This is a genomic window from Enterococcus crotali (assembly GCF_000633635.1).
Lineage (GTDB): Bacteria > Bacillota > Bacilli > Lactobacillales > Enterococcaceae > Enterococcus_L > Enterococcus_L crotali.
In genome coordinates, this window is sequence record NZ_AYPQ01000009.1 from 121,753 (window position 1) to 140,855 (window position 19,103).

General features: G+C 37.8%; 12 protein-coding genes and 2 pseudogenes. 3 read left to right on the forward strand and 11 right to left on the reverse strand.

Features of this window, described 5'->3' with window-relative positions; genetic code table 11:
- The first annotated feature begins 148 nt into the window (after positions 1-148).
- Positions 149-1,480: a PTS sugar transporter subunit IIC gene (locus tag V192_RS0117725; protein WP_025873615.1), complete on the forward strand. Its 1,332-nt coding sequence runs from the start codon at positions 149-151 to the stop codon at positions 1,478-1,480.
- Positions 1,481-1,622: 142 nt separating this feature from the next.
- Positions 1,623-3,052, forward strand: a pseudogene (locus V192_RS20630) (6-phospho-beta-glucosidase).
- Between the two features lie 358 nt (positions 3,053-3,410).
- On the opposite strand, the gene V192_RS0117735 reads toward V192_RS20630, so the two are convergent.
- From V192_RS0117735 to V192_RS0117780, 10 genes are all read right to left on the reverse strand, one after another.
- Positions 3,411-4,127, reverse strand: a complete 717-nt coding sequence (locus V192_RS0117735; protein WP_025873616.1) for a winged helix-turn-helix domain-containing protein — start codon at positions 4,125-4,127, stop codon at positions 3,411-3,413.
- A gap of 105 nt (positions 4,128-4,232) precedes the next feature.
- Positions 4,233-5,339: a WxLIP family cell surface protein gene (locus V192_RS0117740; RefSeq protein ID WP_025873617.1), complete on the reverse strand. Its 1,107-nt coding sequence runs from the start codon at positions 5,337-5,339 to the stop codon at positions 4,233-4,235.
- Between the two features lie 127 nt (positions 5,340-5,466).
- Entirely contained in the window at positions 5,467-6,204 is a 738-nt protein-coding gene (locus V192_RS0117745) for a WxL domain-containing protein (RefSeq protein ID WP_025873618.1), read from the reverse strand.
- A 105-nt stretch (positions 6,205-6,309) separates the two neighbouring features.
- Positions 6,310-7,101 (reverse strand): WxL domain-containing protein, encoded by a 792-nt coding sequence (locus V192_RS21035; RefSeq protein ID WP_025873619.1) that lies wholly within the window; start codon positions 7,099-7,101, stop codon positions 6,310-6,312.
- Positions 7,102-7,197: 96 nt separating this feature from the next.
- Complete coding sequence (locus V192_RS0117755; protein ID WP_025873620.1) at positions 7,198-8,076, reverse strand: WxL domain-containing protein; 879 nt, start codon at positions 8,074-8,076, stop codon at positions 7,198-7,200.
- A 70-nt stretch (positions 8,077-8,146) separates the two neighbouring features.
- Positions 8,147-9,004: a WxL domain-containing protein gene (locus V192_RS0117760; protein WP_025873621.1), complete on the reverse strand. Its 858-nt coding sequence runs from the start codon at positions 9,002-9,004 to the stop codon at positions 8,147-8,149.
- 47 nt (positions 9,005-9,051) lie between these two features.
- Positions 9,052-9,384, reverse strand: coding sequence for an LPXTG cell wall anchor domain-containing protein (locus tag V192_RS0117765; protein ID WP_025873622.1), 333 nt, complete (start codon positions 9,382-9,384; stop codon positions 9,052-9,054).
- A 14-nt stretch (positions 9,385-9,398) separates the two neighbouring features.
- A complete protein-coding gene (locus V192_RS0117770) occupies positions 9,399-9,701 on the reverse strand; it encodes a hypothetical protein (protein ID WP_128080840.1) in 303 nt (100 codons plus the stop codon).
- Positions 9,653-13,660: a hypothetical protein gene (locus V192_RS20635; RefSeq protein ID WP_128080841.1), complete on the reverse strand. Its 4,008-nt coding sequence runs from the start codon at positions 13,658-13,660 to the stop codon at positions 9,653-9,655. Before V192_RS20635 ends, V192_RS0117770 begins: the two co-directional genes overlap by 49 nt.
- A gap of 478 nt (positions 13,661-14,138) precedes the next feature.
- On the reverse strand, positions 14,139-14,675 hold the full coding sequence (locus tag V192_RS0117780) for a helix-turn-helix domain-containing protein (protein WP_025873624.1): 537 nt from the start codon (positions 14,673-14,675) through the stop codon (positions 14,139-14,141).
- A gap of 575 nt (positions 14,676-15,250) precedes the next feature.
- Between V192_RS0117780 and V192_RS0117785 the strand changes: the two genes are divergently transcribed.
- Positions 15,251-16,504, forward strand: a complete 1,254-nt coding sequence (locus V192_RS0117785; protein WP_158001111.1) for an AcpB/EbpR/MafR family transcriptional regulator — start codon at positions 15,251-15,253, stop codon at positions 16,502-16,504.
- Between the two features lie 75 nt (positions 16,505-16,579).
- Here V192_RS0117785 and V192_RS20640 read toward each other — a convergent pair.
- Positions 16,580-18,801 (reverse strand): annotated as a pseudogene (locus V192_RS20640) (ATP-binding cassette domain-containing protein).
- Positions 18,802-19,103 lie beyond the last annotated feature (302 nt).

Consider the following 19,103-nt stretch of genomic DNA (forward strand, 5'->3'; position numbering starts at 1 on the left):
CCTAACCTATATAAAATAAACTGAAATTCTTTTATAGTAAAAATGTAAACGTATTCAATATATTTAAATCAGAGCGGCCGCTCTATTGAACTACCACTTACAAGCAATTATTTTCCGTTACTTTAGTTAGCCAAAGGAGAGGTTTAGAATGAATGAATGGATCAATGAGAAAGTTCTACCACCCGTTTTAAAATTCGTTAATACTAAAGCGATTACAGCTTTAAGAAATGGTATGTTGTATACGATGCCCTTTACGATCGTCGGTTCGATTTTTCTACTGTTAGCCAATTTCCCACTTAAATCGTTTGCAGACTGGGTTACTGATAGTGGTCTTGCCGTTTACTTCAATCAAGCGTACGGTGCTTCTTTTGCCATTATGTCGGTCTTTGCTGTTATCGGGATCGCTTATTCTTATGTAAAAACTGAAGGTTTTGAAGGTCTACCCGCTGGAATGATCTCCCTTGTTGTCTTTATCTTATTTATGTCCTCTGAAATCACCGATGAAAAAAGCGGTGTGACGATTAGCAACATCATCAACAAAGACTGGACAGCTGGTAAAGGAATGATCACAGCGATCATCGTTGGTTTGATTGTTGGCTGGGTATACAGCTGGTTCTTGCGTCATGATATTCGCATTAAATTACCTGAAGCCGTACCTGAAAACGTAGCGAATTCATTTACAGCATTAATTCCAGCTGCAGCCTTGATTACAGGTGCGATGTTTGTCTATATTTTCTTTGATAAAGTCTTTAAAACCACGTTTTTCGATTTTATTTACGAAGTGTTGCAATCGCCACTTCAAGGGGTTACAGACTCATTAGGTGGGGCATTAGTCCTTGGTTTCTTAATTCCACTCTTCTGGTTCTTCGGCGTTCATGGTTCAACGATTGTTGGAGGAATCATGGGACCCATTTTACAAGCCAATTCTTTAGAAAATACAGATATTTTAAAAGCTGGTAAAGAATTGACTGTTGCAAACGGTGGTCATATCGTAACCCAACAATTCTTAGATCAATTTTTAACAGTCACTGGTGCTGGTATGACACTTGGTTTAGTGGTTTATATGGTGTTCTTTGCAAAATCTGCCCAATTCAAACAACTAGGTCGTTTGTCTATTGGTCCTGCCGTGTTCAATATTAACGAACCAATCACTTTTGCCACACCAATCGTAATGAATCCGATCATGGCGATTCCATTTATTTTAACGCCTGTCGTGTCATCTGTTATTACTTACTTTGCTCTATATACTGGTTTAGTGCCTTTATTCACAGCGGTTCAAGTACCTTGGACAACACCTCCGATTATTTCTGGATTGTTAGTTGGTGGTTGGCAAGCAGCGTTACTACAAGTATTTGTTTTAACGTTAGGATTCTTTATTTACCTACCGTTCGCTAGAAAAATGGATGCTATCAACTATGCACAAGAAACAAATCAACCTATTACAGAAGAAGTGTTAGAAGAAATTGAAGCTGAATCTTAAACATCCGTTCTAAACTGACTTAAACATCACTGCACAGCTGATTCCGTTCAATTAATTCCTCCCAGCTGTGTAGTGATTTTAATGTTCAATCATGAATTAGAAATAAAAACGAATAAATTTGTAAGTAAAAGGAGTAGATCATATGTCAATTTTAAGAGAAAATTTCCTTTGGGGCGGTGCTGTTGCGGCTCATCAATTAGAAGGTGGTTGGGATCAAGGTGGTAAAGGTGTCAGCGTTGCTGACGTTATGACCGTCGGCGCTCATGGCGTGCCTAGACGAATCACAGACGGCGTGTTAGAAGGCGAAAATTACCCTAACCATGAAGCCATCGATTTTTATCATCATTACAAGGAAGATGTGAAATTATTCGCTGATCTCGGATTAAATTGTTTCCGGACATCGATTGCTTGGACACGAATTTTCCCAAATGGGGATGAAGCAGAACCAAATGAAGAAGGTTTGCAATTTTACGATGATTTATTCGATGAATGTTTAAAATACGGGATCGAACCGGTGATTACCTTGTCTCATTTTGAAATGCCTTATCATTTAGTCACCGAATATGGCGGCTGGCGTAATCGTAAAATGATCGATTTCTTTTCAAAGTTTGCTCGTGTTTGTTTTGAACGGTACAAAGATAAAGTCACTTATTGGATGACCTTCAACGAAATCAACAATCAAGCGAACTATGCGGAAGATTTTGCTCCATTTACAAACTCTGGCATCAAGTATCAAGAAGGCGAAGATCGTGAAAAAATCATGTATCAAGCTGCTCACTACGAGTTAGTTGCCAGTGCGCAAGCGGTTAAAATCGGGCATGAGATCAATCCTGATTTCCAAATCGGCTGTATGATTGCGATGTGCCCTATTTACCCATATTCTTGCGATCCAAAAGATATGATGATGTCAGTCAGTGCAATGCAAAAACGTTACTGGTTTACGGATGTTCATGTACGAGGCCATTATCCTAGCTTTATTGAAAACTATTTGGCTCGTAAAGGCTTTGATTTAGATATTACGGAACAGGATTTGACTGATTTAGCGCATGGTTGTGTGGATTATATCGGTTTTAGTTACTATATGTCATTTGCAATTAAAGATCACGATAAGGGTCCTGCTTTCGATTACGACGAGTCGCAAGATTTAGTTAAGAATCCTTATGTAGAAGCATCTGATTGGGGGTGGCAAATCGATCCGCTTGGTTTGCGTTATGCGATGAACTGGTTTAATGAGCGCTATGAATTGCCTTTGTTCATTGTGGAAAATGGCTTTGGTGCGATCGATGAAATTGAACCAGCTGGCACGATCAACGACCAATATCGGATCGATTATTTGAAGGCTCATATTGAGATGATGAAAGAAGCGGTTGAATTTGACGGTATTCCATTGATTGGCTATACGCTTGGGGCTTTATTGATTTGGTTTCCGCGGGGACTGGTGAAATGAAGAAACGGTATGGGTTTATCTATGTGGATAAGGATAATGACGGGCAAGGGACATTGACGCGTTCTAAGAAGAAATCATTTGATTGGTATCAGCAAGTGATTAAGAGTAATGGTGAAGAGTTGTAAGAGGTTTTGATGTAAGAAAAGTGAGTGGATAAAACAAACGAGAAATTGTTTGTTTTATCCACTCACTTTTAGCCAGTTACGTATTTTGATTATCCATTTAAATGCGAGAAATAGACTTACAAGAATAAAACCAACTTCACTGATTCTTATCTTCATCTACTTTACATATAAATAACTATTGGCACCTCAAGTATCTGGCAGGAACCTCATACTTGAACTTCTTTTTCTTTTTTACCAAAAATCCATTTATCTATAGTATAAATAAGCTATAACAAAAATAAGAAAACTGAAAATAAACTGTATGAATAGCCTACCTTAAATCGGTTGCTCACACAGTTTTTTCCTTATTCTCTATTTCTTATGGTACTAACATGTATCCCTTTGAACGAACTGTTTTGATATATTCTGGTTTAGCCGAATTGACTTCTAGTTTTTTCCTCAGATGGAAAATTAGATTGCTGACACGATATTGTTTGTTTCCTGATTCTGTATCGCCAAATTCTTCGTTCCAAATATTTTCATATATTTCTTCATATGTAATGGCTTTACCTGAATGCTCTGCTAAATAAGAAATTATTTCAAATTCTAGTTTGGTCAATGCTACTTCGACTTTTCCTTTCAATATAACACTTAAATTCGTTGCAATCAATTGGATCGGTACTTTCGCGTTTTTTGTTGGTTCTAAGCTATTTCCATGGCCGCTTGAAATGTTTTCCCCTTTTACTCGTTTCAACAGATTCGTAAATTGTAAAAGTGATACTTCTTGTTCCTCTTCTTCATCCAACACCCCATCCGCTCCTAGCTGTAGATAGACTAGTTTATTGGTTTTCGTTTGATTCTTTGAAACGACCCAAATCAAGGCTTTACAGTTTCGTCTCAGCTCCAAAATCAACTCACAGGTATGCTTTAATCCTAAAATAGAAGACTCTTCTATAATCAATGCATCCATTTCGTCAGCAGTATTCAGTACTTCTTCTCTTGTCAAATGATGCATGTGATACGTCGGCTGAGTTAGTTGGTTCATATATGTATCATCGCTCTGTTCACTTGCTTGTACGATCCCTATGTTGTACATATTTTGTCACCCTTTCTGTTAAATAAAACAGAAGTCTTGTATCCGCTGGAATTCACAACTGATCACTTCCAGCAGATCACTAACTTCTTTGATTCTATTTTTTCCCTAATCTAACGGTCTTTTTCTTTTCTCCCCATTACTTTTGCTTTTACGTTTTCTTTTTTTATTGGCTTTACGTTTTCTTTCTGCTTCTTTTTTACGTTTTTGATACACCATCCAACTGATCAAACCGATAATAATTACAACTAAAATGACGCCTCCAATGATTATGTACATTAAATAATCGTTTGGTTCTTCTACTAAGTCAACCGCTTCATCATTGAATTTTTTCGCTTCATCGGCTGTAATCTCAAAGGCTTTTTCAAATGGCCATGTCTTGCCATCTGCTTCAACAGTCATTTTCATGACATATTTTCCAGGTTTAAACGCTTTATTAGCCATTTTGATTCCATAGCCAAAGTTTGAGTTTGGTGCCATGTTTAGGTTCTCTTGGTTGGTTGTAAAAATTGGTGTATTTAAATCATTTTCAGTGAAGACTTGTGCTTTAACAGTCATTTGTCCTAAAATTCTTGGCATTGGATTTTGTAACGTTGCCACAACTACATTACGATAATTCCGTTGTCCTGCTGCTACATCTAATAAGTTTAAATTTGACTCGACCTCTTCATCATTTTCAGACAAACGAACACCGACTACATAAGCAAATTTATTTTCAATTTGCATTCCTGTCTCAGCTTTCTCTTCTGTCCCTGTTTCTTTTTGAGTAAAGTAAAGTCCACCTAAGATGATCCCATTAAATGATTCTTTTGGTATTTCGACTGGAATCGTCACGATTTTCTTTTCCTTTGGTGCTAAAACGACTTCTGGATCTGCCTTGGCAATACTGGCAAATGGTGTTTCTAACGATTTATCTAGTTTAGGTTTGACCTCGCCATAATCGATTACCCCATTATCGTTTGTAATTGCTGTATTGGCTTGGATTTGAACCGTTACTTCTTCGTCTTTATTATTTTTGATTTCAACTTTTAATTCTTCTTTCGTACCTGGTGACACTCTTAAATCAAAATATGTTTTATTTTTGTCAAGTTGGTTCTCTGGTAACTGGGCCTCAACTGAAAAATTCATTTCTTCAGCTGATACCGCTTCTGTTCCCAGGACGTACATAACCATGATACTCATGATCACGATCATCGATTTAATATATTTGTTCATCTTCAGTTCCTCTTTTCTTTGGCTCATCTTTATTCGTTTACCCACAAACAACTGAAACAAAGAGCTATCCTTAAGGAACTGATGATGATTATTCCTATTACTAGTGACTCGTACTTTTCAGTTTTTCTTATTCTGTAAATGGTGTATCGGTTAAAGTCCAGGTTAAACTTGTTTGATAAAAACCAGCGACTTTTTTAGAATCACCAGGTATTTTTAATTGGATACCCGTTTTTGCTTCTTCTAAATCTTTGCCAAAACGGTCGACCCAGGTTCCCATCCCTTGATCTGCTGCTGCATACATGACCATCTCTGAGTTGCCATCTGCTGTTAAAGTAAAATTAGCATTGGCTGAAGGTGATGTCGTGTCTTTTCCTGATTTGCTGGCTAAAACTGGTGAAGTAAAGACCAATTCTGTCCCTGCTAAGCTATGTGCACCGTTTTTAAATGCGCCATCCTGCTTAACCAGTAACGTCCAACCGGAATTAGTGCCTCGGTGATCCGTCACCTGAACATAGTTCGGTACCTCGATTTCTGCTTCTTTGCTATCGATCACACGATCAGGTTTCACTTGATACACGGCGTCATTCCCATTGGCAGTTTGCGTGCCAAACTTCAAGTTAGAAATGTAATTCAAGCTTAAAGGTCCTTTAGTACTTGGTTGATGTGGATTGGTCCCATCGGTATTTGGACCAGGTTTTACTATCTCATTGGGATCTGTCGGGTTGACAGGCTGTTCGCCATCTCCCGAGTATTTTTCGATTGTGACATAGGCATTAGAACCTGTACTGATTTCCTCTTGTGCGGATGCTTTCACCGGCATTGTCAACAAGATCAATAACACACCAAGTATTAGTTGTTTTTTCATCTCGTTACTCCCTTGGATAAACATTTTTAATTTCATACTAGAGTAGATTTAAAGTATGAATCGTTCAAGTTATCCATACTTTAAATTGTCTAGCATATTGTTGATCTATCTAGTTGGGGAATCAGATAATGTCCACTCAACTTTTGCTGTGTACGTACCATCTGTTTTCTGGATATTACCAGGAATCGTTAATTTCACGCTGTTAGCAGCATCTCCTAGAGTTGCTTTTTCAGGAGCATGAAGTGTTCCGTATAAGATATTCCAAGTTCCTATTCCTTTGCCTGCTGGAGCAGTCGCGATATTCGCTGAGTCATTTGTTCCTAAGACGATTGAACCTGTATTTACTGTTGGTGCTGAATCATTATCAGCTGATAATGGTTGTGTCCAGCCATTAGTTAGAGTGATTACACTCCCATTTAATGTTGTCTCACCATTTGTAAATTGTTCTGCAATTTTGGCAGTAAGTTTCCAACCAGCTAAATTTCCACGGTTGTCAGTTACTTGAACAAAGTTTGGACGTGCGCTTATGCCGCCGTCAACGAAGTTTGGTGTTGGTAATTTGGCTAAGTAGCTTTCAGTATTACCAGATTTTTTGATTGTCCCAAAGTCAAAAGCTGTTAATAAGCTTAAACGTAAAGAAGAATTTTGGCCTGGATCCACCACGCCGCCTTCGCCACCTTCACCGCCGTCTGGAGGTGTGATTTCACCACCAGTTCCTCCATCTTCACCGCCACCAGGTCCAGTGATGACTCCATCTGTCCCATCGTCTGCTTCTAAGATAACTGTTGCATCACTTTTAGCTTTGACTGGATAAACTGTTTCATCAGCCTGTACGGATTGAGCACCTAAAAGACTTGCTGCGATTAATGTTGCTGTTAATAATGTTACTTTTTTCATGTATTTCCCCTCCGAATAACTTCCGATATCTAGCTTTATTGATTCCATAATTAGTAGAGTAGGAGTATTCCTCCTACTCAGGTCGTTGTTTCTTATTTATTTTGGTCCATCTGTTAACGTCCATTTTAGGTTTGCTTTATAAGCAATATTCGCTTTCGCTTCAGCTGTAGCAGGGATCGTTAATTTCACACCTGTATCTTCTACTAATGTTTCATAATTAGTACCAGCTAATGTTTCTTCTTGACCAAATTTCACTGACCAAGATCCAATTCCTGCATTAGGTGCAGCATTTAAAATTGGTTTTGCTGCATCTGTAGTTAATTCTTGTTCAGAAGCAAATGTTGTTGGTGCGTAAGCACTTGGCACAGTAATTCCAGCAGGTCCTTTAATCGTAGGTTCCGTTAATGTAATTGTCGCACCTTTTAAAGTAACTTCTTTGTCATCAGCATCTTTGCCTTTAAATGCGCCTGCTTCGACTTCTAAATTCCAGCCACTTAATTTACCACGGTTGTCCACTACTTGAACGAAGTTAGGAATATTTTCATAAACAGTTGATTCTTTTGGCGTAATCACTTCACCAGTTTTGTCGATTTTATCTAGTGTTAATTGCGTACCTTTAGCCCATAAAGTCATCCCATTGGCATTTAATTTAATTGGCTTAAATTTCGTAAAGTCCGTATCGGCAGCAGTCCGTTCATTGAAACGGAAATTAGACACATATGCGATATTGAAACTTGGATTTCCGTCACCAATCGAACCGTCACTACCATCTAAATCAATGGCAGCCTCATCATCTTTATTACCGACAGGAGGTATCACTACTGGTGGTAATTCTGGATCTGTATTTGCTTCAAATTGAACGGTTGCTTCACTATTTGCCTCTGGTTGTTCTACTGTTGCTAGAGCTGTTTGACTTCCTAAAGCTAATGTACTAAACAGTACAACACCTAAACCGGCTAACGTCATTTTTTTCATTAGTTAATTCTCTCCTCTGTACACATCTTTTTGATTGAACTTGTATTCATAATCTAGCTGACATTTATTCTTAAGGTGCAGTTGTCAATACCCACTCAAGGCTTGAACGGTAGCTCTTTTCTGCTTTTGGTTTCGCTGTTACAGGTACTGTTAATTTAACACCTGAAGTTGCTTTACCTGTTGTTGTATTACCGGCAACTGTAATTCCTTTAAGGCTCGTTTTGTCTGTATCTGCTCCCCATGTTAATGACCAAGTTCCTTGTCCTTTTTGAGAAGCTGCTTCGAAGACTTTGTTCGCACCACCATCCAAGATATCTTTACTTGGTGAAAGTGTTGAAATTGGTGCTAAGTCAGCACTTTCTGCAAGACCAACGATTTGTGGGTCTTCTAAAGTAATTGCGGCGCCAGCTAACTCATTGGCTTGGATTTCTTTTCCAGAAGCATCTAATTCATAGAATGGTGTTCCTGTAACATTTACAGTCCAACCAGCATTTTTCCCTGTGTTATCTGTTACTTGTAGGAAGTTTGCTAGACCAACTGTTTTTTCGCCTGTCGGTACTAAATCACCATTTTCTTCTTTTGCCCAGTTTAAGGTTGTTGGTTGAGCGTAAGCTGACATTGTGCTACCAGCGATTTTGATTTCACCAAATTTAAAATTTGATACCCAGTTGATGTTAAATGATTTTGTTCCGTTACCACCGCCGCCTTCGCCGCCTGGATCAACGATTCCGGGTTCTTTATCTGGATCTGTGGGATCTGTTACTTCAGGTTTTTCTGGGTCAACTGTCCCAGTGTCTTCGGTAAATTTAACATCTGCTTTAGTATTAGCTTCTGGATCAGCAGCTAATACAGTTGGTGATCCCAAAGATAGTGCACATAGACTGATTAGACCAAGACTTAATAATTTCGTTGTTTTATTTGTTTTCATATTTTTTTACTCTCCCTAAATTATATATATAAGCGTTTTTTACGCACTTATTTCGTTTTTTTGCGGATTCGGAGAATGATCATCACAAGGATCATCATCACACCGATCCAACTCATCATGCTTCCAACTAATTCACCCGTTTGCGGTAAAACTTTGCTACTTGTTGCTTCTTTAGCAATTGGTTTTTCCACTAAAATTGGTGTATTCGTATCTGGTAATTCTTCTGGCGCGCTGGAACTAGCTTCATAATCATTTTCAAAACTAATTCCAGCATTGCTCTTCATGTCTGCTTCTTCTGCTAAGACCATTCGTTGATTCGATAAACCAACAATTAGAACTAGGAGAATGGCAATCAAGTAACTCATTTTAAATTTTTTCATGTCATCCTCCTACTTTATGGTGCATTGGTTAAAAGAAACTCGACTTCTGTTGAATATGCTGCATCTTTATCAATTACCCCTGGAGGTACTTGTAAAAAGAAACCTTTATCTGATGCCCAGCTTACACTATTGCTGGCTTCAGGATTATTTTTTGTATAAATCGTTTGGAAACCACTATTTAAACTAACTGTGCTTGAGGCTTGTTTGGCTTTTAGCTCTGCACCTTTTAGTTGCTTAGCGTTAGCTCCACTCGTTTTGAATGGTTCACTCATTTTCGCTTGAATGACCCATGCTGATTTGATTTGGCGACTATCCAATACAGTGAAGCCCAATTTGGATCCGTTCGTTTAATTTCTTGACTGTAAGACTTGATCGTCTGAGTACCAAAGCTTAGTGATGCCAGTGGTGTAACGATTTGTAAATCAGGTCCACCACCAACAAACGTTAGATTGTAGCCAAGTTGTAAATACTGATTACTTGTTGCGCTAGTCGGTTCTGCGACCAAGACACTACCTGCCGCTTTTTCGCCTACTGCTAGATTAAGTTTCGGATACGTCTTGAAGCCATTTGGTTGGATACGTGCATAGTTAGACGTTGATCCACTTGGAATAGTAAAGTAATTCGTCATGCTATTATAATGCGCAGCATATAGCGCATTTGTAGCTGTTGATTCTGTTGCGATTTCAACTTCTTTCGCTGTTAACTGATTGAAATATAGTGGTGTAAAGCCATTTTTGGTCACGACGACAAACAATGTTTCGATATTAGATAAATCTTTCACTGGTTGCTCTGGACCTTGATCGGCCGTGTACAGGACATGTTGTCCTCCTTGTACATACAGTTTTAAAACATCCCCATAATTCACATCTAGTTTACCGTTTGTCCCCAAATCATTTATTACTTGTGCAGGTGTTCGAGCACCTAAAGCTTGGAGTGCTGAACCAGAAGAGGTTCCATTCGTTACCTCTTTCGCTTTCGCTTGCCCGGTTGCCTGACTAGACATATCAATACGCGTAAACTGGAAGAAGTATGCACCTGTGGCTGACGCATTTACAAACGGCGTATTTGTATTTGCTTGTGGTAAATTACCGTAAGCGCTACGGATATATGGACGACCACTTTGATCTTCTTGTAAGGTAAATGCTAAACTTGATTGACCAAGATCAGTAATATTTGTTCCACTACCACCTAGAGCGATCGAATTGCCCCAAGTTACATTTACTGGAACGTTCACTTCCATCGATTGGCTTGAATTAGCCGCATTAGTCACCTTGACCGTCATTGAGCTACTTGTCGTAATACGATTAGTTACAGGAGCTGTGACTAAACTCACATTATAATTAGAGATTGTACTACTCCCATTTTTGACTTCATTGACCGTAGCTTTTAAAAGTGCATCTTTCCAATAACTCTCATCGGCTCCTAATGGAACAGTCTGAGGAACTGCTTTAGCTGAAAACTCTGAAATGATCGTGATCGTAATCGTTTTTTCAGCTGTTACACTGCCTTTTACTGCTTGAATCGTTGCTTTATATTGATTACCAGGACTTGCACTCGTTGTTAAATCCGTTGTTTTAACGGATACTGTCACACCCGTAGACAAGCCTGTAGCATTATCCCAACCTACAGCTTTGGATTCTTTTAAAATCAACTTTTTGATATCCTCTGCTGATAAACCTGTTAAATCACCTTTTGCTAGTGAAAAATCGTCTGCTACAATGCTTAGGCCTGTTGTTGGTGCTGTTCCATCAACAACATTGACTGGCACATTGATGATTTTTGATTGAGTTGGTTCTTCTTTGTCGGTCATCTTCACTTGAATTGTTTGTATACCAAGTTTTGATGTATCGACTTGAGCCCCTACATATTCATAAATCGCTGTGTGTCCAGGTAAGATCACAGGATCTTTGACCAATGCACTGGCAGCTTTTGTCCATGCTGAATTTCTTTGAACCGTTTGTGCGATGGGTGAAGCACCAATACTGTACACATTGATTGCCATAGAATAATCATTTGAGGTTAAGGATTTCCATTTATCATTTGATTCATAAACTCCTAGCATACCTGTCGTATAACTCTTGATCGTACCAGATTCATCGTTCAATACAGTCGGTAAGGTTGCTCTTGGAATTGTTAATCTGCCATTAGACTCCTTGTTTCCGTCTGCTACGAATGGAATTTTATGCTCTTGCTGATTCGGATACGTTACATAAAGGGTTCCAACTCCCCCTATACTAGGAATAGAAGCTAAAGTGTAGTCTGTGACAAAGTCACCGCCATTATAATCGGCATAAACATTCCAATCTTTCGGATTTGTGCTCAATCGCATATATGGTAACTCCGTCCCAGCAAAAACTTCATACCCTGCCCTTAGAGCTTGATTCGTTGCTACTGGGCGATAAGGTGCTCCCAACTGATAGGCACTATCCTCATAATTTAGAATGACGTGGTCTTTAGGATAATTGTATTGCTCGATTCCTGGTTGTGAAAAATCATGCTTAAACCAGTTAGTTAAATTTAAACTAAATGGTGCATTAGGATAGTAGTGCGACTGAGTATTCCCATAATTTCCTGCTGCAAACATTGTATAATCCGACAAATAAGCACCAGACGAATCTTTAAGCTTGATCGCGAACTGTTTGCCTGCTGAAGGCTTCATATAAAATCCATTGTTATCACCTAAAGCATAGAGTGCTACTTTATCATTGTAGTAATTGGTATCTACACTCTCCAACATCGCTAAGTTTCGTGTTGACGAAGCTGTATTATACATAGATAAATTGATTGAAAAATTCAAATTTCTACTAAGCTTTAAATCATAAACATAAATCAGCTCATTCCTTGAATCAACTAAAATCTGTTTAAGTTCGTTGTCTTTTTTTAAATAGTATTGACTTTCAAAGTTTGTTTCCGCAACTCCGTAACCAATCCCCAAACTTCTAGCTCCTGAATCTGAGTTCGGTATACCGGTGGTATCATATACGCTTTTTCCATTAACAAAAGGAATTGAGGCTACTTTAGCACCATTATGAACATAAGATACTCCGATGCTATCCTTCACAATAAACCCTTGTTGTAAGGTACCACCCGGCCCAGAAACGGTCAGCCCTCTTCTTGGAAAACTGATTTGAGACCCATTGATTGGATTTGTGATTATTGCATTCGTATTCAACGGAATAGAAGTCCATCCATCTAATGAATTTCCGAATATATCATCAAAGGCACTTCTAGACATATTGTTAGTTGAACCACCTGATGTGCCAGCGAATATCTCATCACTCAATAGTGTGTAGGCTCTTTTAGCGGTCTTAACTGAATTATCTGGTAATGTCATAGAGAAAGTAAGCTCGTATACTCCGACGGTCGATTCTCCAGTTAAACCACCTAAATCAGTAATCTCAATCGGTACGTCCGCTCCTGTTGTCAGGTCCCATGCATTGATTTTCAGTTTATCCTTTAAAATATTGTTTAATTGCGTAGGATCATTCCCACTGATTTCGGATTGTTTAATAATATTCATTCCACGAGTTGTACCGAAAGCTACCTTCTTTTCTACAATAGTATTAACTTCATTGGTAACGGTAATCGGAACTGGAATTACTGTAGAAATCTCTGGCTTCTTCTTATCAGCCATTTTTATGTAGCCCCAATTGAACCCTGTCTTGCTGGTATCAAATGTGTTTTTCGGCTCTGTCGGTGTTCCCTCTTTATCTGCTACCCATTCATAAGTAGCATCTGTTGCCTCAAGAGATGAAATAGTTTGGTAGTTGGCAAAAATTGAACTAGCATTTTTCCCCATATCTAAGGTCTCATTCTGAGCTACTGAAATGGAGGAAGGAGATTTTAGCTTTGCACCAAAAATAGTTACTGTTCTAGTTGTAGTAGCTGACTCTCCATTTAAATCCACCGTAAATGTTGCTGTGTAATCGCCAATTTTATCGTTTGTGATCTTGGTTTCAGATACAGAAGCACTTAGCTCTGAACCATTACTCATATCCCAAGCGCTTAGATTGGCTTTGGCTTGGATCAATGCGTGTAGCTCTTCATTTGTCTTATCCTTTATTTCATCTGGATAAAGAATAATCTGAGCATCTGCTTTGATCATTGCTTGATTCGTCAAGACTGCTGTCGTATTACTATCCGTTACGCTGACTGGAATCGGTACTTGAATACTTGAAGAACCATTTTTTTCAGTGATCTTAACATAGATTGTTTGAAATCCAACGGCAGCACTACTTGCTCGATACTTACGCCCGTACTGTCCACGTATTCCCAATCAATACCAGATGAAGGAGTGGGAATAGTCAATCCTGTTATTAATTTAGCTACTTCTTTTTGTGACGTTCCAGCCGTAGGAAACTGACTATTTTGCGTAATTGTCACAACTTTTGGTGTAGCTTGTAGCCCTTGTTCATTTGTAACCATAGGTAACTCTGGGTTTAAACTGCTAGAGATTTGAATTACCTTGTCTTCAGTAGCAGCTTTTTTATCTTGCGTTACTCCAGCTTCTGTTTCTGCTTTCAGAGCTGTGCTAGCTTGGCTTACCCAAATACCTAATCCTAGGATCGTAATACCAATACCTAATAAATGCCACTTCTTTATTTTTGTTTGTTGTTGCTTCATTGGACTGCTTTCACTCCTTACATCACTGTTCTTTCCATCATCATTTAGAAGACCGCCACCTCCTTTAAAGTTGCCTACATCTTTTTCCCTCATATTAATAAGAAGGAAACAAACCTACATTGATGCCCTCTTTATCGCTCAACAGCCACTCGAATATATTTATAAACAGTTCCTATTGAAACATTGCAGGCTTTTGCAACTTCTTGGATCGTCATATCCTCTTTGTCATACATATAACGAATTCGTTCGATGATATCCAAGTCAATGGTTGGTCTACCACTAGCTCTCCCATTTTTCTTTGCGGTTTTTAATGCTTCATCCGCTCTAATCCGATAGGCTTGTTTATCGTGCGTTGCCATTAGGTATAGAAATTCTATGTAGAGGCCATTAGTGAATACATTTGTTTTAGAGAACTCATTGATGATCAATGAACCCTTATTCTTTTTAATGAGCGTCAAAATAGGATATAATTGGTTGATCGTAAATTTACTACCAATACTCGCTAAATCAACGATGATCATCTCGTTGTGGATATTCTCCTTTACAAACTGTTCAAAACTGTCGATTTCTGTTAAATAAACATCACGCTCGACAATCGATTCACATCCTAGTTGATATAGAATTTCATACTCTTCATTAGATGATCGGCTCGTATAACCAATTTTCATATCTGCCACTCCTTTTTTATTTAATAAGAATGTACGCTGTAGAAGAATCATCTGTTAAAGCGCGCTCTCTTAAGACATATGTTACGGGAACACGATGCGCTATTCTACTTCAAAATCCTTATTAAACAACTGATGTTTTAGAAAAAATAGACAGTTTAGCCCCCTTAGCTTCTAAGAATAAACGCTCAAAGTATCTATAATACAGTGTTTCTATCTTGTAATAATTTTCACATCATTTATTCATAAATAGGCAATTAATATAAAAAAAGCCCTTAATAAGTAACTTTATGTGTTAAAAGTTACTTCTCAGGATTATAATGACTATAATTACTGCGAGGTGAAGACTTATCGAAAATCTATTAGATAATCAAGAAAAGAGATCCCTTCTATTTTTAAGAACACTCTATAATAACGAACGCTGGTTCACTGAAAAAGAACTCTCAAAAATCGGAAAATGTTCCTCTGATGCAACGTACCGAACCTTGAACCTTTTAAGACAAATTAAATATAACCAAAACGATAGCCTTGAAATTATTAGTAAAAAGAATAAGGGCTTTTTTTTACAAGCAAGTCCTTTGCACTCTATCGGGGAAACCGAAAGCCTGTTTATTAAAGACACTATCAGTTACCGATTGATCGACTTGATTTTCCATGAACAAGGCTATACTTTAGCTGATTTAGCTGATATTTTCTATGTGTCTAATAGTACAATTTATCGGAAACTAAAAAGCTTAGCAGATTATTTTGCTGAAAATGGGCTCTCTCTTAATATGAATAATTTTGTTATTTCTGGCCCGGAACATATCATTAGAGAATTTTTTTATCGTTTCTATTGGTCTGTTATCAAAAGTTCCCAGTGGCCATTTAAAACAGTTTCATTTGAAGAACTAGCAAAAAGTTACGATGAAAAAATGGCGGCGATGACCTTTCAACTAACTGAAACTGAACGCTTGCAGTTTTTATATCGCTTAGCAATCAATCAAATTCGCTACCAGCATCAACATTTTATAACGCTTGCGCCTGATAAAGATATTATAGATCCCTATCTTCAGCGCTATTCCCATTATATGAAGCCTTTTGTAAAGACGGATGTCCCAAATGCTTATCAGATAAATGAATGGACCTTTTTAGCATTGATTCTAATCTCAAACCCTGTATTTGATGAACTTCATGGTGATTATGAAATCAAAGTAAATTGGCATAAAAAAAAGAAAACCTTGGCTTATATATTCGCTATAAGCTTGATTCACTCTTACAAAAGACGAAATGAACATCTTGTTTTTAATAATGAAACAAAATTGATTTTTAAACTACTTTCTTCTTATATATATACCATTGCTTTTTCAGAACTAACGATTCACCATTCAAATATCCCTAATGTTCTTGACTCCATCAAAGAAACAAACCTGGCTTTCTTTAAACAATCTCAACTAATCATGAAAAGTGTCCTCCATCTTTTCCCAAAGAGTCGCGTTCATTTTGATCAAGACTATTTACTCTATAATATTGTCCTTATTTTCAGTTCATCCATCAATATTCAAGATATAAAAAAAGAAATTGTTGTAAAACTAGTCTGTACTGTAGAACCTCTTAGTGAAGAATACCTTCGACAAAAATTAGCTAAACAATCGAACCATAACTTAATTATTTATACTGGGACAAAACAGCAAACCAATGATGAGCACTATGATTTGTTGTTATCTGATTTTCATTTTGATGAACAAGATTATCCTACCGCTTCAAATATTTATATTTGGGACTTTCCTCCGAATGACAGAGATTGGAAAAATATTTTTTCTATGATAGATTCAATTGCTAGTGAAGGGTGAGTTTAGTGACGTTAGGAATTTTATCACTCCATAGAAAAAAACGCAGAGATTTTTTCTCTACGTTTTTCTATGCGATTAAATAAATTGTCCCGTAATCGAATGACTCGCTTTTATTTCTTCCGGCTTCCCTTCAAAAACAATTTCTCCGCCTTGATTTCCGCCGTCTGGTCCAATATCTACGATCCAGTCTCCTTGTTTGATCAAGTCAACATGATGCTCGATCACAACAACTGTATTTCCTTGATCTACTAAATGATTCATGATTTGAAGTAAATGTTCGATATCGGATAAATGCAGCCCAGTTGAAGGTTCATCCAACACATAGATACTGCCTTTTTTGTAAAACTCACTGGCTAACTTCATGCGCTGACATTCACCACCAGATAAGGTGTTCATCGGCTGTCCCAACGTTAAATAACTCAATCCGACTTGATCCATAGCTTTGATTTTTTTTAGAATCGCTGGCTCTTGGAAAAAGTCCAACGCATCTTCCACCGTTAACCCTAATACTTCCGTAATGTTTTTCCCTTGAAACTGATACGCTAATACTTCTTGTTTATAACGCTTGCCATGACAGACATCACATTCACTTTTGATCGCTTCCATAAAAGCTAAATTCGTCTCGATAAACCCTTGTCCTTTACAATTCTCACAACTACCCTTGGAATTGTAGCTAAATAAGGATGGTGACACTTCGTTTGCTTTGCCGAATAGCTTTCTAATGTTATCCATGATGCCAATATACGTTGCAGGATTGGAACGTGAATTCGTTTGTGCGGCAGCTTGATCGATCACGATTGCTTCGGGATACTCTGCTAAAAAGGAATCTTTGACTAAGGTACTTTTTCCTGAACCTGCTACACCTGTGATCATCGTCAATGTTTTTTTCGGAATCCGCAATACACTGTTTTTTAAATTATGCATGCTTGAAGAACGTCCTTGGTAAAATTCTTTCGCAGGTCGAACTTCGCTTTTTAATACGGTTTGATTGTTCAAAAAGTTTCCAGTTAGCGTATCTGATGCAAGTAATTCTTGATAGGTTCCTTCAAACATGATGTTCCCACCATGTTTTCCAGCTTGCGGTCCAACTTCGATCACATGATCGGCAATTTTGATCACATCTGGATCATGTTCGATCACGATCACAGTATTGCCTTTATCTCTCAGTTTGAACAACAATTCATTTAACCGGTGAACATCTCTGGGATGCAGCCCAATACTGGGTTCATCAAAGATATAAATCAAATCGACTAAACTATTGTTTAAATGCTTGACCATCTTCACACGCTGCGATTCACCGCCAGATAAGGTGGTCGTTTCTCGCTCTAAACTTAAATAACCTAACCCAATGTCAACTAAATGACTGATTTTTTCTTTCAAATTTTTAATAATAGGTTGTGCATTGGGAACTTCCAATGTTTCTAGCACTTCGAGCAACTTTCCAAGTTCCATCGACGTAAAATCAGCAATCGAATAGTCTTCGACTTTTACAGCTAGGGAAGCTTTGGATAAACGTTTCCCCTCACAAGTTGGACAACATGCTTCTAAGGTATAGTCATTGATCAATTTTTGCGTTCTTGGAGAAATCTCTCCTTCTTTTTGCAAATACAAACGATTAAATTTAGTGAATAATCCTTCGTAGCTTAAATTGACCCCATCGATTTTGACCTTCATATCTTTTCCATAAAGTAAGGTGTCTAGTTCTTGCTCCGTGTAGTCTTCAATTTTCTTGTCATTATCAAAAAGTCCTGAATCTAAGTAGCCTTTCATATACCACTCAGTATTTTTAAAAGCTGAAAATTGGATTGCACCACTATTTAGAGACTGTGTGCGGTCCAAGAATTTTTCTTCATCGATTCGTACCGTTTTCCCAATTCCCTGACATTCAGGACACATCCCCGCTTGGTCATTAAACGAAAAATAATTGGCTGTGCCAATACTTTGTTGACCAAATCTTGAAAAGAGGACTCTTAATAATGGATTAATATCTGTGATCGTTCCTAATGTCGAACGAGAATTTCCTCCAAGACGTTTTTGATTGATGACGACTGAGGTCGCTAAATTTTCGATACTGTCTACATCTGGTTGTTGATATTTCGGCAGAAATTTTGAATGAAGGCACTGAACGTTTCATTCAATTGCCGTTGAGATTCATTGGCAATCGTTTCAAAAACAATTGATGATTTTCCTGAACCTGACACTCCTGTAAAAACCGTGATTTTTCGTTTCGGTATTTTTACAGAGACATTTTTTAAATTATTTTCTCTGGCCCCGGTGATCGTTACATATTCTGTCATAAAAATCCTCCTTAAAATAAAAGCGGAACAAATCGGTTAATCCTGTAGAAAATTAGGAAATTGGCATTGAAATGCTCTTTATTTCACTGACAATTTATCTATTTTCCTAAGGATTGATTTGTGCAGCTAGATAACAGTTAAAAGCGTAGCGGGCTCGTTCAGCTCTTCGGGAAAAAGACCTCCCCCCACTACTAGCTACCATCAAACTAACCTTATCGTAGCACATTTATGCAAGTTCTAAGGTTTTAGATTACAATCCGCTTTAAATCAATTATAATAACAGAAAAGATTGGCATCCGGAG

What these genes read in the sequence shown, in the direction of transcription:
- V192_RS0117765 (WP_025873622.1), bottom strand. Translation starts at nt 9,384, where the DNA reads ATGAAAAAATTTAAAATGAGTTACTTGATTGCCATTCTCCTAGTTCTA.
- V192_RS21035 (WP_025873619.1), bottom strand. Translation starts at nt 7,101, where the DNA reads ATGAAAAAAGTAACATTATTAACAGCAACATTAATCGCAGCAAGTCTT.
- V192_RS0117760 (WP_025873621.1), bottom strand. Translation starts at nt 9,004, where the DNA reads ATGAAAACAAATAAAACAACGAAATTATTAAGTCTTGGTCTAATCAGT.
- V192_RS0117745 (WP_025873618.1), bottom strand. Translation starts at nt 6,204, where the DNA reads ATGAAAAAACAACTAATACTTGGTGTGTTATTGATCTTGTTGACAATG.
- V192_RS0117740 (WP_025873617.1), bottom strand. Translation starts at nt 5,339, where the DNA reads ATGAACAAATATATTAAATCGATGATCGTGATCATGAGTATCATGGTT.
- V192_RS0117755 (WP_025873620.1), bottom strand. Translation starts at nt 8,076, where the DNA reads ATGAAAAAAATGACGTTAGCCGGTTTAGGTGTTGTACTGTTTAGTACA.
- V192_RS0117725 (WP_025873615.1), top strand. Translation starts at nt 149, where the DNA reads ATGAATGAATGGATCAATGAGAAAGTTCTACCACCCGTTTTAAAATTC.
- V192_RS0117780 (WP_025873624.1), bottom strand. Translation starts at nt 14,675, where the DNA reads ATGAAAATTGGTTATACGAGCCGATCATCTAATGAAGAGTATGAAATT.
- V192_RS0117735 (WP_025873616.1), bottom strand. Translation starts at nt 4,127, where the DNA reads ATGTACAACATAGGGATCGTACAAGCAAGTGAACAGAGCGATGATACA.